13 protein-coding genes are annotated in these 15,173 nt (G+C 64.5%); all 13 read right to left on the bottom strand.

Going from position 1 to position 15,173, the window contains the following annotated elements:
- Window positions 1-115: 115 nt before the first annotated feature.
- Window positions 116-3,070 carry a ribonucleoside-diphosphate reductase subunit alpha gene (locus tag KY494_RS21845; RefSeq protein WP_219888224.1) on the bottom strand — a complete coding sequence of 985 codons (2,955 nt, stop codon included), beginning with the start codon at window positions 3,068-3,070 and terminating at the stop codon, window positions 116-118.
- Between the two features lie 382 nt (window positions 3,071-3,452).
- Window positions 3,453-4,064, bottom strand: coding sequence for a 1,6-anhydro-N-acetylmuramyl-L-alanine amidase AmpD (gene ampD, locus KY494_RS21840; RefSeq protein ID WP_219132948.1), 612 nt, complete (start codon window positions 4,062-4,064; stop codon window positions 3,453-3,455).
- Entirely contained in the window at window positions 4,064-5,134 is a 1,071-nt protein-coding gene (locus tag KY494_RS21835; protein WP_219888223.1) for a sigma 54-interacting transcriptional regulator, read from the bottom strand. The genes ampD and KY494_RS21835 overlap by 1 nt, the downstream gene beginning before the upstream one ends.
- A gap of 118 nt (window positions 5,135-5,252) precedes the next feature.
- On the bottom strand, window positions 5,253-5,510 hold the full coding sequence (locus KY494_RS21830) for a PP0621 family protein (protein WP_219888222.1): 258 nt from the start codon (window positions 5,508-5,510) through the stop codon (window positions 5,253-5,255).
- The gene (locus tag KY494_RS21825; protein ID WP_219132750.1) at window positions 5,507-6,310 is read right to left on the bottom strand and encodes an inner membrane protein YpjD; all 804 of its coding nucleotides are present in this window, start codon (window positions 6,308-6,310) and stop codon (window positions 5,507-5,509) included. The genes KY494_RS21830 and KY494_RS21825 overlap by 4 nt, the downstream gene beginning before the upstream one ends.
- A gap of 231 nt (window positions 6,311-6,541) precedes the next feature.
- Window positions 6,542-7,531: an ABC transporter substrate-binding protein gene (locus tag KY494_RS21820; protein WP_375143384.1), complete on the bottom strand. Its 990-nt coding sequence runs from the start codon at window positions 7,529-7,531 to the stop codon at window positions 6,542-6,544.
- 142 nt (window positions 7,532-7,673) lie between these two features.
- Window positions 7,674-9,668, bottom strand: coding sequence for a MacB family efflux pump subunit (locus KY494_RS21815; RefSeq protein WP_219888221.1), 1,995 nt, complete (start codon window positions 9,666-9,668; stop codon window positions 7,674-7,676).
- A 5-nt stretch (window positions 9,669-9,673) separates the two neighbouring features.
- Entirely contained in the window at window positions 9,674-10,861 is a 1,188-nt protein-coding gene (locus tag KY494_RS21810) for an efflux RND transporter periplasmic adaptor subunit (protein WP_219888220.1), read from the bottom strand.
- Between the two features lie 91 nt (window positions 10,862-10,952).
- A complete protein-coding gene (locus tag KY494_RS21805; protein WP_219888219.1) occupies window positions 10,953-11,294 on the bottom strand; it encodes a DUF3325 domain-containing protein in 342 nt (113 codons plus the stop codon).
- The gene (locus KY494_RS21800) at window positions 11,291-12,994 is read right to left on the bottom strand and encodes a PepSY domain-containing protein (RefSeq protein ID WP_219888218.1); all 1,704 of its coding nucleotides are present in this window, start codon (window positions 12,992-12,994) and stop codon (window positions 11,291-11,293) included. The genes KY494_RS21805 and KY494_RS21800 overlap by 4 nt, the downstream gene beginning before the upstream one ends.
- On the bottom strand, window positions 12,991-13,269 hold the full coding sequence (locus tag KY494_RS21795) for a hypothetical protein (protein ID WP_219888217.1): 279 nt from the start codon (window positions 13,267-13,269) through the stop codon (window positions 12,991-12,993). Before KY494_RS21795 ends, KY494_RS21800 begins: the two co-directional genes overlap by 4 nt.
- A gap of 227 nt (window positions 13,270-13,496) precedes the next feature.
- Window positions 13,497-14,489, bottom strand: coding sequence for a FecR domain-containing protein (locus tag KY494_RS21790; RefSeq protein WP_219888216.1), 993 nt, complete (start codon window positions 14,487-14,489; stop codon window positions 13,497-13,499).
- A complete protein-coding gene (locus tag KY494_RS21785) occupies window positions 14,486-14,995 on the bottom strand; it encodes a sigma-70 family RNA polymerase sigma factor (protein WP_219888215.1) in 510 nt (169 codons plus the stop codon). Before KY494_RS21785 ends, KY494_RS21790 begins: the two co-directional genes overlap by 4 nt.
- Window positions 14,996-15,173 lie beyond the last annotated feature (178 nt).

The following is a 15,173-nucleotide window of genomic DNA, read 5'->3' as shown; positions in this document are numbered from 1 at the left end:
CTTCTTCCTTTCCATGCCGGCGAGCCGGCGATCCGCAACAGGCCCGTTGTATCGGACAATGCGGACATTAACAACATTGAATCAGCCCAGAAGTACTGGGCTGACAACTAAAATTTTACTGGCAGGCTTCGCATTCCTCAAAGCCGTCATCTCCCGGACGCAGGTAGCAGGCTTCGCCATCGGCGTCGTCCGCCGCAGCTGCCACCACGGGCGCCACCACGGCGGCAGCGGCTGCCGCCAGGACCGCAGCCTGGGCGCTCTGGGCGCTGGCCGACATGCCGCCATCGACTGCCACGGCGTTCAGGGCACCCGTCTTGGAGGTCGATTTCTCCATGTGGGTAGCGGCGATGGTGCGCAGGTAGTAGGTGGTTTTCAGGCCACGCAGCCATGCCAGCTTGTAGGTCTCGTCGAGCTTCTTGCCCGACGCGCCAGCCATGTAGATGTTCAGCGACTGGGCCTGGTCGATCCACTTCTGGCGACGCGAAGCCGCTTCCACCAGCCAGCTTGGCGACACTTCAAAGGCGGTGGCGTAGATGTCGCGCAAGTCTTGCGGGATGCGGTCGATCTTCACCAGCGAACCGTCGAAGTACTTCAGGTCGGAGATCATGACTTCATCCCACAGGTCGCGCGCCTTCAGGTCGCGCACCAGGTAGCCGTTGATCTCGGTGAATTCGCCCGACAGGTTCGATTTCACATACAGGTTCTGGAACGTCGGCTCGATACAGGCCGACACGCCGATGATGTTCGAAATCGTCGCCGTCGGGGCGATCGCCACGCAGTTCGAGTTGCGCATGCCGAACTTGGCGATGCGTTCGCGCACCGGGGTCCAGTCCATGGCCGACGAGGAATCGACTTCCAGGTAGCCGCCGCGCTCCTCGGCCAGCAGTTTGACCGAGTCCTGTGGCAGGATGCCGCGGTCCCACAGCGAACCGGCATACGATTCATAGCGGCCGCGCTCTTCGGCCAGTTCCGTCGACGCCAGGTAGGCGTAGTAGCAGACGGCTTCCATCGAGGTGTCGGCGAAGCTGACCGCTGCGTCCGAGGCGAACGGGATGCGCATCATGTGCAGGCAATCCTGGAAGCCCATCACGCCCATGCCGACCGGACGGTGGCGCATGTTCGAATTGCGCGCCTTCTCGACCGCGTAGTAATTGATGTCGATGACGTTGTCGAGCATGCGCATGGCGGTGCGCACGGTCTTGGCCAGCTTGACGTGATCGAGCTTGCCTTCCTTCATGTGCGCCGGCATGTTGACGGAACCGAGGTTGCAGACGGCGATTTCGTCAGGGCCCGTGTTCAGCGTGATTTCCGTGCACAGGTTCGAGCTGTGCACGACGCCGACGTGCGACTGCGGGCTGCGGATGTTGCAAGGATCCTTGAACGTGATCCATGGGTGGCCCGTTTCAAACAGCATCGACAGCATCTTGCGCCACAGGTCCAGCGCGGCGATCTTCTTGAACGAGCGGATTTCGCCGGCGGCTGCCTTGGCTTCGTAGCCCAGGTAAGCCTTTTCAAAGGCCTTGCCGACCAGGTCGTGCAAATCCGGCGTTTCCGATGGCGAGAACAGGGTCCACTCGCCTTTTTCCATGACGCGCTTCATGAACATGTCGGGAATCCAGTTCGCCGTGTTCATGTCGTGCGTGCGGCGGCGGTCGTCGCCCGTGTTCTTGCGCAGGTCGAGGAATTCCTCGATGTCCATGTGCCAGGTTTCCAGGTAGGCGCAGACGGCGCCCTTGCGCTTGCCGCCCTGGTTGACTGCCACGGCCGTGTCGTTGACCACTTTCAGGAACGGCACCACGCCTTGCGACTTGCCGTTGGTGCCCTTGATGTGGGCGCCCAGGGCGCGCACTGGCGTCCAGTCGTTACCCAGGCCGCCGGCGTACTTGGCCAGCAGCGCGTTGTCCTTGATGGCGTCGTAGATGCCTTCCAGGTCGTCCGAGACGGTGCTCAGGTAGCACGACGACAGTTGCGAACGCAGGGTACCGGAGTTGAACAGGGTCGGCGTCGAGCTCATGAAGTCGAACGAGGACAGCAGATTGTAGAACTCGATGGTGCGCGCTTCGCGGTCCGCCTCGTTCAGCGACAGGCCCATGGCCACGCGCATGTAGAACGCCTGCGGCATTTCGATGCGCACGTCATGGATGTGCAGGAAGTAGCGGTCATACAGCGTTTGCAGGCCGATGTAGCCGAATTGCAAGTCGCGGTCGGCAACGATGGCCTTGGCCAGGCGTTCCAGGTCGAAACTGGCAAGTACCGGGTTCAGCAGGTCGTTGGCGATGCCCTTGGCGATATATTGCGGGAAATACGTCAGGTACTCGGCGGCAGCGGCCGCTTGCGGCACTTCCTTGCCGAACACTTCCTTGCGCACCGTGTGCAGCAGGATGCGGGCCGTGACCTGGCTGTAGGCCGGATCTTTTTCCATCAGCGCGCGCGCCGCCAGGATGGCCGACTTGTGCAGCTCTTCGACGGGCACGCCGTCGTACAGGTTTTTCACGGTTTCAGCCAGGATGGCGTCGGCATCGACGTGCTTTTCCAGGCCGGCGCAGGCGGCGTTGATCAGGTCGCGCACTTCCTGCATGTCCAGCAGGCGGCGCACGCCGTTGTCGGTGACGTTCAGTTGGGGGGCGGTCACTTGCGCGGAAGCGCCCAGCGCCTCCTTCTGCAAGCGGCGCTCTTCCATGTGCTTGGCGCGGTACAGCACGTAGGCACGCGCCACGTCGTGCTCGCCCGAACGCATCAGCGACAGTTCCACCTGGTCTTGCACGTCTTCGATATGGAAGGTGCCGCCACCCGGATGGCGGCGCACCAGCGCGGCGACGACGCCGTCGGTCAGTTGCTCCACCAGTTCGCGCACGCGTGCCGAAGCGGCGCCCTGGCCGCCGTTAACGGCCAAAAACGCCTTGGTCATGGCGATGGCGATCTTCGAAGGCTCAAATGCCACCACCGCGCCGTTGCGACGGATGATGCGATAGTCGCCCAATGCCGCGCCCGTGCTCGCCACGCTATTGGCCGCGCCTGGCGCTGGCGATACTGGCGTTGGATGGATGGAAATATCTTGTGGTGATTGCATTGAAGCTCCCGTTGTCAGCTAAAGTCAGCCTGCAGTTTTGCTGCCGCGTGTGTTGTTGAATAGAACGCCCGATGGTCAGGGTTTCTTCAGGTATTTGTTGCTAAATAGTAAATAATATACAGCCAAAAATCATACGGCCAACCTGTACAGCCCGGCTGGCGCGAAACACGATCAAGGGTGATGAAACGCCAGTTCCCGTTGCCATATCAACAAACAGGGTAGCTTTGGTAATAATTCTGAAAACGTCTGTGATGGCACTACATATAGTCTTTAAATCCAAGTTATGCACTAATTGTAGTGCCCATCGAAAGCCGATGCAATAGTTTTCCGGCATCCGCCAGCGTAATTTTTTGTATTTTCATATACGATTTCGGTTGACTTTTCAGGGCACGGATGGAAAGCCCAATCCCCGCGTAGTAAGCGCTAACGCAGGCTGCCCGCGCATAGTTTCCAGCCAGCATTTTTGATAAAAATGCCAGTCAAAAAACGGCCCCGGATCCGTCTTCCTCCCCGGCGCAATGTGCTCGTGGCCGCGCACCTGGGACAGCCCGTAGCGCGCCACCAGTGCCGCCGTCAGCGCCGCCAGCACATGGTATTGCCGCCGCTGGAAGGGCACATCGTCCGCGCCTTCCATTTCGACACCGATGGAATAGCCATTGCACTGCGGGCGTCCTTCGAACATGGACGCGCCGGCATGCCAGGCACGTTGATCAGTAGAAACATATTGCAACAGCGCACCATCGCGCCGCACAAAAAAGTGCGCCGACACCTGCAAGCCACGCAGGTCGGCGAAAGAAGGATCGGCATTATAGTCTACCCGGCCGGTAAACAAGTCCGACACATGCGGTCCGCCGAAGTGGCCGCCCGGCAAGCTGATGTTATGGATCACCAGCAAATCGACTTGCGCACCGTCCGGGCGCGCATCGTGGTACGGCGAGTCATAGCGCAGCGCGCCGTCGCACCAGCCGTCTTCATCTATCGTCCATGCTGTCATCAAGGTAGCGCTTCCTGTATCGTCAATTTCTGCATGCGGTAACGCAGCTGGCGCACGCTCAGGCCCAGCTGGCGCGCCGCCCGTGCGCGGTGATAGCGCGCCTGCAGCAGCGCCTGCATGATCATGTCGCGCTCGGCCTGGCGTAAATACATGTCCAGCGGCAAGACGGGCGGCACGCCATATGCCGCCATGCCGGGCAGGCACAGCTGCCGCTCCGGCGCGGCCGGCGGTTCCGGCGCCGCCCGCAACGGCATGCTGCCCGCCGCGCACGGCAAGGCCAGCGCGTCGAGGGCAATCACGCCGCCGTCGGCAAAGGCCAGTGCCCGCTCCAGCAGGTTTTCCAGTTCGCGCACATTGCCGGGAAACGCATACGCGGCCAGAGCCGCCAGCACGGGCGGCGCCAGGCTCACGGCCTGGCGTGGCGCCAGACGCGCCAGGATCACCTCACATAATACCTGCAGATCGCCGCGCCGCTCGCGCAGCGGCGGCAGCGCCAGCTCGATCACCTGGAGGCGGTAAAACAGATCCTGGCGAAACGTGCCGGCGGCCACGCCGCGCGCCAGGCCATGCTGGCTGGCGCACAGGATGCGCACGTCGACGGCCTCGTCAGCACTACCGCCCAGCTTGCGCACGCGGCGCTCCTGCAGCACGCGCAACAGCTTGACCTGCATGGCCAGCGGCAGATCGTCGACTTCATCGAGCAGCAAACTGCCGCCATGGGCCGCCTGGAACAATCCCTGGCGCTCATGCAGCGCACCCGTATAGGCGCCTTGGCGGCAGCCGAAGAATTCGGCCTCCATCAACGCTTCGGGAATCGCGCCGCAGTTGACGGCAATAAAAGGGAAGCTGGCGCGCGCACCCTGCGCATGGATGGCGCGCGCCGCCAGTTCCTTGCCCGTACCCGATTCGCCGCGGATGGCCACTGGCGCGCCACAGCGGGCGATACGGGCGATCTGCGCACGCAGCGCCTGCATGGGCAGGGAGTTGCCGCTCAGTTGAGGCGCCGGTGGCATGCCGGCGGCGGTCACGGCATGCGGGCTAGGACTGGGGCTGGGGCTGGGGCTGGACATGGGACGCGCCTTTCTGCAATGGCGGCGACGAAGCGCCTGCTGCAGATGCTACGCCGGACGCAGGCCGGAGGACGTTACGATACGGATGAGCAACGCGAGCGAATCTGCCGGCCGGCCCTTACAGCGTGGCGTGCGCGTGGCTGCAGTAATCGTGGCCCTTGGCCTGCACGTTTTCCGAGGCCGGGTAATATACGCCGCAATGGGCGCAGCACAGCATCAGCTCGGCATCGGGCAATTCTTGCGGCCGCACCGGCGACGCATACGGATTCGGCTGCTGCTGTTGCGCGCGGGCCCGTTGCTGCATGCCACGAATCTTGCTGCGGATAGCAAACAGCACCAGGAACAGCAGCGCCAGCCAGAATAAAACACGTGTCATGCGAATCCTCGGTGTAAAACCACTTCCAGTACAAAACGGCTGCCGACATAGGCCAGCAACAAGGTGGCGAAACCGGCCAGGGTAAAACTCAGGGCCGTCTTGCCGCGCCAGCCGCGAAAGCGCCGGCCTGCCAGCAGCGCGGCAAACAACAGCCACGACAGCATGGTAAACACCGACTTGTGATCCCAGGTCAAGGCCTTGCCAAATAATTGCTCTGAAAACACGATGCCTGACAGCACGGTCAGGCTCAGCAGGATGAAGCCCAGGCCAATCATGCGAAACAGCAACTTTTCCATCGTCAGCAGGGCCGGCAACTGGTCCAGCGCGCTGCCGATGAAGCCGCGGCTTTCGCTGCGCGTATGCAAACGCGATTCCTGCAGCGCCATCAGTACGGCGTGAAAGGCGGCAATCGTCAGGGTGCTGTAAGCGAGCACGGCCACGGCAATATGCCAGCCGAAGACGGCCGACTTGCCTTCCATGCTGACCTGGCTGCCAGGAAAGGCCCAGGCCAGGCCGATGGCGATGACGGCGCTGGGCATGACCATGCGGCGCAGTCCATCCAGGCTGAAATTGCGGTTCTCTATCCAGTAGGCGCCCACCGATACCCACAGCGCGGCCGACAGCATGGCGGAAAAGCCGAAGCGCAAGGTGCCCGGCGCCATCAGGTCGAACCACAGGGTGGCGGCGTGCGCCAGCCAGGCAACGCCGGTCAGGCCGGCAATGAGCCGGGCACGGGATGAGGGAAGCACCGCGCACGCCGCGTACAACAGGGCGGCGATAAGAAAGAAATAGATCTGCATAGTTTAAGTTTACACCATAGCCGACAAGCGCGATTCAAGCGACAGCATGGGTGGCGGGCAATATGCCACCGACCGAGGCTGCAAGCCTGCCATGATATCGCGCCTGAGGCGTGACGGGGTGGCGCACCCTCAAGATTTCGACAATCTTTCGCGCCGCCCACCTATATATATGTGTGCCACAAAAAATGATGGCCCGCTCAAGCGGGCCATCGGGCACTGCCCATCTCCGGTTTACTTCACGTTCAGGCTCTTTTTCGCCTGCTCCAGCAAGTCCGTCTTGACCCAGTCCTTGGCCACGGGCGGCTTCGTCATGCGGCCCACGCCCGTTTTCACCATCACATCGGTAGTCACCTGGATATGCTCGGGCGAGATGTCGTACGAATACGGCGAATTGCTGATCGCGTCGTCGAAGTCATCCTTCGTGATCTGGCCGCGGAACACGACTTCGCGCACGTACTTTTCCGCCGTCGCCTTGTTATCGATAAAGGTTTTCGTCGCTTCGACGAAGCAGCGCATGAATTTTTCCGCCACCGGACGGCGTTCTTTGTAGAACTTTTCCGTCATCACCATGGTCCGCACGGGCTCGCCGATCGGCGTGTCGTACGGTTTCAGGATTTCCGTACCAAAACCTTTGTTGATCGCCTGCGACGATTGCGGTTCCGACTGCATCATGGCGTCGATATTCTTGCCCATCAGCGCCTGGTTCAAGTCGGCGTACGCGAGGAACACCAGTTGCACATCCTTGCCCTTGGTGTCGGCATACGTCAGGCCCGCTTGCGCCAGCTCGGCCAGCAGCAGCACTTCCTGGATGCCGCCGCGCGTCACGCCCACGCGCTTGCCCTTCAGATCCTTCACGTTGGCAATCTTTTGCCCGGCGCCCGCCACCAGGCGCGCGCCGCCCTTGGCAAAACCGGCCACCACATAGATGGGCGCACCGCCGGCACGGCCGGAAATGGCCGCTTCGGACGCCGTCGCGCCCACGTCCAGCTCGCCCGCGATGATCGCCTGCATCACATCGAGTCCCTTGGCGAAGATATGCTCTTCGACCTTGATGCCGCACTTGGGCGCGATTTCCTTGATGTACGACACGGCGCCGTAATGGGCGAATTTCAAATTCCCCAGGCGCACGACTTCCTGTGCCTGGGCCTGCCCGGCGCCCATGCCGAACGCCAGCATGAGGGCGGCGGCGATACCAGTCTTCAAGGTTGATTTCTTCTGCATCGGGTTCTCCTGTGGTGGTTGGTGTGTGCCCGCAAGGGCATAAAACACAGCTTTTCTTATATTATGGGGAGATAGTACCGTGTGTTGGAGCCAGGGCAACATTTTTTTGCCGGCAGCGTGGCTGCCGGCATCGTGACGACACCTACTGTCCCGCCAGCGCCACCACCGGATCGAGTCCCGACGCCTTGCGCGCCGGCATGAAGCCGAATACCAGTCCCGTCACCACGGCGCAGGCAAACGCGCCGGCGATGGCGCTCAGGGAAAAGATCACCGGCACGTCCCACACCAGCAGCAAGCCGGCCACCGTCACGCCGACCACGATGCCGGCCACGCCGCCCACCACCGACACCAGCACGGCTTCGGTGAGGAACTGGCGCAGGATGTCGCGCCGGCGCGCGCCCGTCGCCATGCGGATGCCGATTTCGCGCGTGCGCTCGCGCACCGTCATCAGCATCACGTTCATGACGCCGATGCCGCCCACCACCAGCGAGACGGCGGCGATCAGGCTGAGCATCATGGTCATGTTGTCCTGCGTCTTCGCTTCGGCGGCGATCGACGCGGCCGCGTTGCTGATGCCATAGTCGCGGATGCGGTGGCGCTCGAACATGGTGGCGTCGACCGCCGCCTCCACTTCCGTCACGCGCTTGACGTCGGCCACCGCCAAGACCGTGTACGTCGGCTCGCGCTGGCCGAAGACGCGGATGCCGGCCGTGGAAAACGGCGGCAGCAGCACGTCGTCTTCATCCTTCTCGCCCGTCAGCGCGCCCTTCGCGCTCATCACGCCGATCACCTGGAACGGCACGTTGCCGATCAGGATGCTCTGCCCCACGGGGTTGGGCACGTCGGGCATCAGCTTTTCCGCCAGGTGCGCGCCCAGCACGGCCACGGTGGCCATCTCGCGTTCGTCCTCGTCGGTAAAGAAGCCGCCCTTGGCCACCGGCCAGGTCTGGATCTGCGGCAGGGCCGGCCCCGTGCCGCGCACATAGGTCTGCACGTCGAGGTTACCGTGGCGTATCACCTTGTTGCCCGTGACATTCGGCAGCACGTGGGTGATGCCCGGCACATCCTTGAGCGCATCGAGATCGGCCAGGGTGATGCTGCGCCCGGGGATGCGCGAGCTTTCGCCGCGCGACGCCATGTACAGCAGGTTCGAGCCGAACGCGCCCAATTGGGCCATCACTTGCTGGCGCGTGCCCAGGCCGATGGCCAGCATGACGATCACGGAAGCGACGCCGATGACGATGCCGAGCAGGGTCAATCCCGTGCGGAAGCGGTTGATCCACAGCACGCGCCAGGCGGCGCGCGCCGCGTCGAGCAATTCCGTGCCCAGCGACGCGCCTGTATCGTGGGCGGCGCGCGACATGTCCAGCGGCGGCAGAGCCGTCGACGTGGCGGGAATGGCGATGGCGCCCGAGTCTGCGATGATTTCGCCATCGCTGATCTCGATCACGCGGCGCGCCTGGGCCGCCACCTTGCGGTCATGCGTAATGAGGATGATGGTGTGGCCCGCGTCGGCCAGTTCACCCAGCAAGGCCATGACTTCGGCGCCGCTGCCGCTGTCGAGCGCCCCCGTCGGTTCATCAGCGAGGATGATGCGCCCGCCATTCATCAGCGCGCGCGCGATCGACACGCGCTGCTGCTGCCCGCCCGATAATTGATTTGGCCGGTGATCGAGCCGCTCGCCCAGGCCCAGGCGCTTGAGCAGCGCTTCCGAGCGGGCGTGACGGGCCGCTGCCGGCATGCCCGCGTACAGGGCCGGCACTTCCACGTTCTCGCGCGCCGATTCGGTGGCGATCAGGTGATAACCCTGGAAGACGAAGCCGAACGCTTCGCGCCGCAGCCATGCCAGTTCATCGGGATTCAGGCTGGCCACATCCTGGCCGGCGAAGCGGTAGGTGCCGTCGCTGGGCCGGTCCAGGCATCCCAGCAGATGCATCAGGGTCGATTTGCCGGAACCGGACGCGCCCACGATGGCGACGAATTCGCCGGCGCCGATGGACAAGGTCAGGCCGCGCAGCACTTCCACGGCCGGCGCGCCGTCATGGCCGCCGTAGCGCTTGCGGATGCCGGCAAGTTCAATCAGTGGCGCTGGCTGGCCAGGTTCTCCGGCTTGCCCCAGCGACGCGGCCTCGCTCATGGCGCTCACAGCTGGAACCTGCTGGCGCCGCTGCTGGCCGGCTGCTCGCCCGTGACCAGCAATTCACCTTCGCGCAAGCCTTGCAGCACTTCCGCGCTGAGGCGGTTGCGCACGCCCACGGTGACGGCGCGCGTATCGACCTTGCCGTCGGCATCCATCACGCGGGCCGTGAACTGCCCCGGCTTGGCGCCTTCCTCGGTCGATGGCTTCAGGGCCGGCAAGGGCACGGCCAGCACATTGTTTGCCGCTGCCGTGACAAACACCACCTGCGCCGTCATCTGCGGCATCAATTCGCCATCGGCGTTATCCACGTCGAACAGCACGGTATATAAAATCACCTTGCTGGTCGACGGCGCCAGGGCCGTGCCGGCGGCGGAACCACCAGGCACCGGCGGGGCCGGCAGCACTTGCCGCACCTTGCCGCTCCAGCGCCGCTGGTCGCCACCGAGGGTGGTGAAGTACACGGGCATGTCCGGGCGCACGCGGCGCACGTCCGCTTCCGACACTTCCGTCCACACCGTCATGGCCGACAGATCGGCGATGCGCAGGATGTTCGGCGTCTGGTACGTGGCGTTCAGGGTCTGCCCTTCCTTGGCATCGAGGCCCACCACCTTGCCGGCCATCGGCGCGTAGATGCGCGTATAGCCGAGGCGCGCCTCGTCCGCCTTCAGGCTGGCCTGCGTCTGGTCGATCTGCGCCTTCAGGTGGTCGATCTTGGCGCCGGCCGAGGCCAGCGTGGCTTCGGCCGTTTCCAGGTCGGCCAAAGGCGTGGAATCAAACTTGGCCATCTGCTTCTGGCGGCCATGCTGCTGGCCCGCCAGGCGGTGCTGCGCCTGCTGGTCGGCCAGTTGCGCGCGCAAGCCCGCCAAGGCGGCGCGGCCCGCGTCGACCGTGGCTTGCTGCACGCTGGGGTCGATCTCGGCCAGCAACTGGCCTTTTTCCACGGCGCTGCCCGGTTGCACGTGCAGGCGCGTGATCTGGCCCGACACCTGCGCGCCCACGTCGACATAGGTTTGCGGCTGCAGGGTGCCGATGGCCGTGACGCTGGCTTCGATATTGCCGCGCTTGACGGGCGCCGTGTCGAACACGGTGGCCGGGCCGCGCGTGACCCACAGTGCACCGGCGCCTAACAGCGCCAGCAAGACCGCGCCACCCAGGATGCGGGCACGGCGGGAAGGCAGGCGGGCCGCCATCAGGAAGCCGCCTTCAATACATTCAAAACATCAATCGGTGTCGCCAGGCGTGAAAAATGCATCAGTCTATCCTTGAAAATGGCGGTGATCATCACCGCAGGAACGTCACAAGCCCTGCCAGCGCGGCGACGGCTGCCAGCAGGGAACTACGCAACAGCAAGCGGGGGGCATACGACAGCAGCAGGGCCACCAGCAGCGCGCCCGCCCCAATGAATCCCAGCCAGGCGACCACGCCGACGGTGGCGCTCCAGCCGGCCACGCAAGGCCAGATGGCCAGCGCCAGCAGGATGGCGCCGGCCAGCTGCAGCGCGCGCCGCACGTTCGGCGCCGCGTCCCTGCCCCAGACCTGGCCATGGTGGCGGTCCATCGCCAGCGAGAGGCTGGCCATGCCCGCATACGACAGGCCCAGCGCGCAAAGGATGGTGTTGATCATGACTGTCCTTCCGTATTGACTTGCAGGCTGGCCGCGGGCGCAGCGTTTTCTCTGGCGGCGGTTTTTTTAAGCGGCTTTTCCTTGCGCTTGTGGACTTTCCACGCGCCCCAGGCGGCCAGCAGGCCAAAGGCCATGCTGCACAGTTCCACGCCCGCGCTTTCCCAGTCGCCACGTGCCACCTGCGCCACCAGGTTGTCGCCCGTGCTCAGGAGATTCAGGGCGGGCAGCAGCAGGCACAGGGCGGCCAGCAAGCCCAGTTGCTCGATCCACGCGCGCTTTTCCGCGCGCAGGCAGGCGTGCACCAGCATCAGGAACCACACGCCGAAGAAGGCGCGCACTTCCCAGCCGGCACGGTGCTCGAGGCCGACGGGGATCAGACGATTGGCCCACAGGAAGCCCACGCAGGCGATGGACAGGCCGGCAATCGCCGCCACGTTCAGGCAGGCGATGACGCGGTACACGCGCTGCGTATAGGCGCCGAACTCGCCGCCGGACTTCTGGCGCCGCTTGACCATGAACATGATCGCGCCCGTGCCCATCATGGCCGTGCCGGCCAGGCCGCAAAAGAAGTACAGCCAGCGCATGGGCGTGCCGCCGAAACCCACCATGTGCAGGTTCGACATGACGGAGCGCGTCAGGCCCGCGCCGCCCGTGTCGGACTCGCCTGGCAGGCGCAAGGCAACCTGCTCGCCCGTGGCCAGCGCATAGCAGGCCCTGCCCGAATTGGCGCTGAGGCGAGTGAGCAGTTCCGTGTCTTCATTCCAGCCGTACATGCACACGCGCATGGAGGCATCGTTCGGATTGTCCAGCACCACGGCGCGGATTTCCTGGCCGATGGCCTGCTCGGCGCGCTGCGCGAACGACTCCAGCGCGGGAATGGCCAGCGGCTGGCCCGAGCGCGCAGGCTTGCCCGCATCGTTCCAGTCGGCCAGAAAGGCCCGCTTGGGGTTTTCCATGCCGTATTGCGCCACCACGGGGGCCGGCACATAGTCATCGCTGAAAAATGCCAGGCCCGTGTAGGCGATCATGAACTGGAACGGCAACGTCAGCACGGCCACCGCGTTGTGCGCGTCGAGCCACGAACGCTGACCCTTGGCCGGGCGGAAGGTGAAGAAATCCTTGAAGATACGCTTGTGCGTGATGACGCCGCTCACCAGCGCCACCAGCATGATCATGGTGGTGATGCCGACGATCCAGACGCCGATGCGTCCCGTGTGCAGCTCGTAGTGGAAATCGACGAAATGGTGGCCGCCGATGGTTTCGCGCTCCGTCACCTCGCGCGCATGTTCGATGACGGCGCCCGTCAGCGGATCGAGATCCGCCGAGCCATAGCCGCCGCTGGGCTGGAACCAGTAGGCGGACAAGCCATGGCCGGGACGCTGCACCGGCCAGATTTCCCACATGTCCGCCTGCGGGTGTTCCTTCGCCATGAAGTCGAGCGCCAGTTCCAGGCGGTGCGCGCGGTCCGTGACCTTTGGCAGCGGCGGATCGTTCGCATGCGCCGCCTCTTCCAGGGCGTGTTCGGGCGTCATCCAGTGGCCGATCGGGTCGTCGAAGACGGCCAGGGTGCCGGTCAGGAAGATGGCGAACAGCAGCCAGGAAATCCACAGGCCGCTCCACGTATGCAGCCAGGCCATGGCCTGGCGCAAGCCGCCCTGCTGCGGCGTTTTGACCACTTTGTCTACCTTGACGGCGTTCATGCGGCACCTCGCGACAGCAGCAGGCCCAGGCCGCCGCATAGAATCGCCGGCAGCAGCATGCCGAGCCAGGCGCGGCGCAGGTCTTGCACGGCAAAGACCCAGATCACGGCGCAGGTATACACGACGAAGGCGCTCAGGGTCGCCGTCAGCACGGCTTCGGCGCGCGACAGCGGCAGCACGGCCGACAGCAGCACAGCCACGCCGGACGTCAGCGCATAGCCGCCAAAGATGGCGGCGAGCACGCGCGAGAACAACAGCATATTGGCAGATTTCATCGTTGCGGCACCCCAGACAACTGCTGTTGCGCCGGGTGGCAGACCATATACATCAGATGCATCACACTGCGTCCTTCCATCAAAGTTGATTATGGCGGCGGCACGCAGCGGCATGAAACCGCGCAACGTGGCGCCTTGAATGGGTACTTGAAATTACGTCTCTCAACTACAGGTGCCGCGAGAATTGAAAACGGGCAGCCCGATTGAAGAATATTTTTTGCGGGGTACTATGGTGCCGGTTCGACCGTCACCCAGTACCGCGTGCGGCTGCGCACCTGCACCGGCAGCGAGTTGGGCAGCATGTTCAGGATGCGCTGGGTATCGGCCAGCGGGAACACGCCCGACAGGCGCAACTGGGCCACTGCCGGCGCGCAGTCGATTACGCCCGGACGGTAGCGGGCCAGGTCGGCCAGGAAGTCGCCCAGGGTCACATCGTCGACGATCAGCTGCCCGCGCGACCAGGCATCGGCATACGCATCGATGGCGTGCGGCGCGTCCGGCGCATGGCGGGAAAAGGCCACGCCACGCCCGGCCGCCAGCAGCAAGGGCGCGCCAGCGCTGTCGCGCGGGCGGATTTCAACGGCGCTTTCAAACACCTCCACGGTGCTGACGCCATCCTGCTGGCGCACGACGAAGCGCGTGCCCAGCGCGCGCACCAGGCCTTCGCGCGTAGCCACCACCAACGGCGCGGCGCTGCCGGCACCGTGGCCGCTGGTGACGAGGATTTCGCCGGCCAGCAACTCGATCAGGCGGCGGCTGGCGTCGAAACGCACGTTCACGGCCGATCCCGTATTCAGGCTGAGCACACTGCCATCGTCCAGCACCACCTCGCGCCGCTCGCCCGTGGCCGTGCGGTAGTCGGCGCGCAGGGCGCGCACGCCATCCCAGGTGCCCGTCTGCGCGGCCAGCAAGCCGCCGCCAGCGGCCACGCCCAGCCATGCCAGCAACTGGCGCCGCTTGCCATTGACGGCTTGTTGCCGCGTGCCGGCCAGCGCCTGCGCGGCCGCACCGCGGTGCAAGCCGTTGAAGCGCCGCGACACCGCGTCGATATGCTGCCAGGCCCGTTCATGTTCCGGGTCGGCCCCGCGCCAGCGCTGCCAGGCGGCGTGCTGCGCTTCGCTGGCCTCGTCCGACATCAATACAGTCAGCCACTCGGCCGCCTGCTGCTGCACGTCCTCGCCGATGGCCGCCGGGGCCACGGGTTCTGCCAGCTTGCTCATGCCGGCAGGGAGAAAAACACCTGGCGGTTGGCACGCGTCAGGTATTGCTTGACCGAGCTGGCCGACACGTTCAGGCGCGCGGCGATCTCGGCATAGCTGAGGCCTTCCAGCTGCGCCAGCAAAAACGCCGTGCGCACGGGCGCGGGCAAGCCATCGAGGGCCGCATCGATTTCCTGCAAGGCTTCCAGCGCCAGCAGCCGTTCTTCCGGCGCGGGCGCCACCTCGGGCGGCAGGCAGGCCAGCGCCTGCAGATACGCGTCTTCCAGCACTTGCCGGCGGTAGCGGTGCGCCACCAGGCGCCGCGCGATGGTGGCGAGAAAAGGCCGCGCTTCGCGGATCTGCGGTGCCGTGCCATTGGTCAGCACGCTGACAAAGGTGTCTTGCGCCAGGTCCGCCGCGTCGCCCGCACTGCCCAGCTTATGCCGCAGCCAGCCCTGCAGCCAGCCGTGATGGCTGCTGTAGAGTGCGTGCAGGTCTTGTTGCTGGGCAAAATCGGCGGCCGACATGGCATCCCTTTCGGCTCAGGCGTGCGGCACCCGAGAATGTAAATAAGAATTATTCTCATTCTAACCGCGCAATGCCTTTGATGCAATCGCGGCATTGGCAGAAATACCAACTAATTCAAAAGCCGGCCAACCGCCAGGCACTGCAGCGCAAGACCGCCAGCCACCCGCGATGGGGTAA

The organism is Janthinobacterium sp. PAMC25594 (assembly GCF_019443505.1).
In the GTDB taxonomy this organism is placed as follows: Bacteria; Pseudomonadota; Gammaproteobacteria; order Burkholderiales; family Burkholderiaceae_D; genus Janthinobacterium.
The sequence above is the reverse complement of the archived record's forward strand: the minus strand, read 5'-3'. Positions and strand labels throughout refer to the sequence as shown.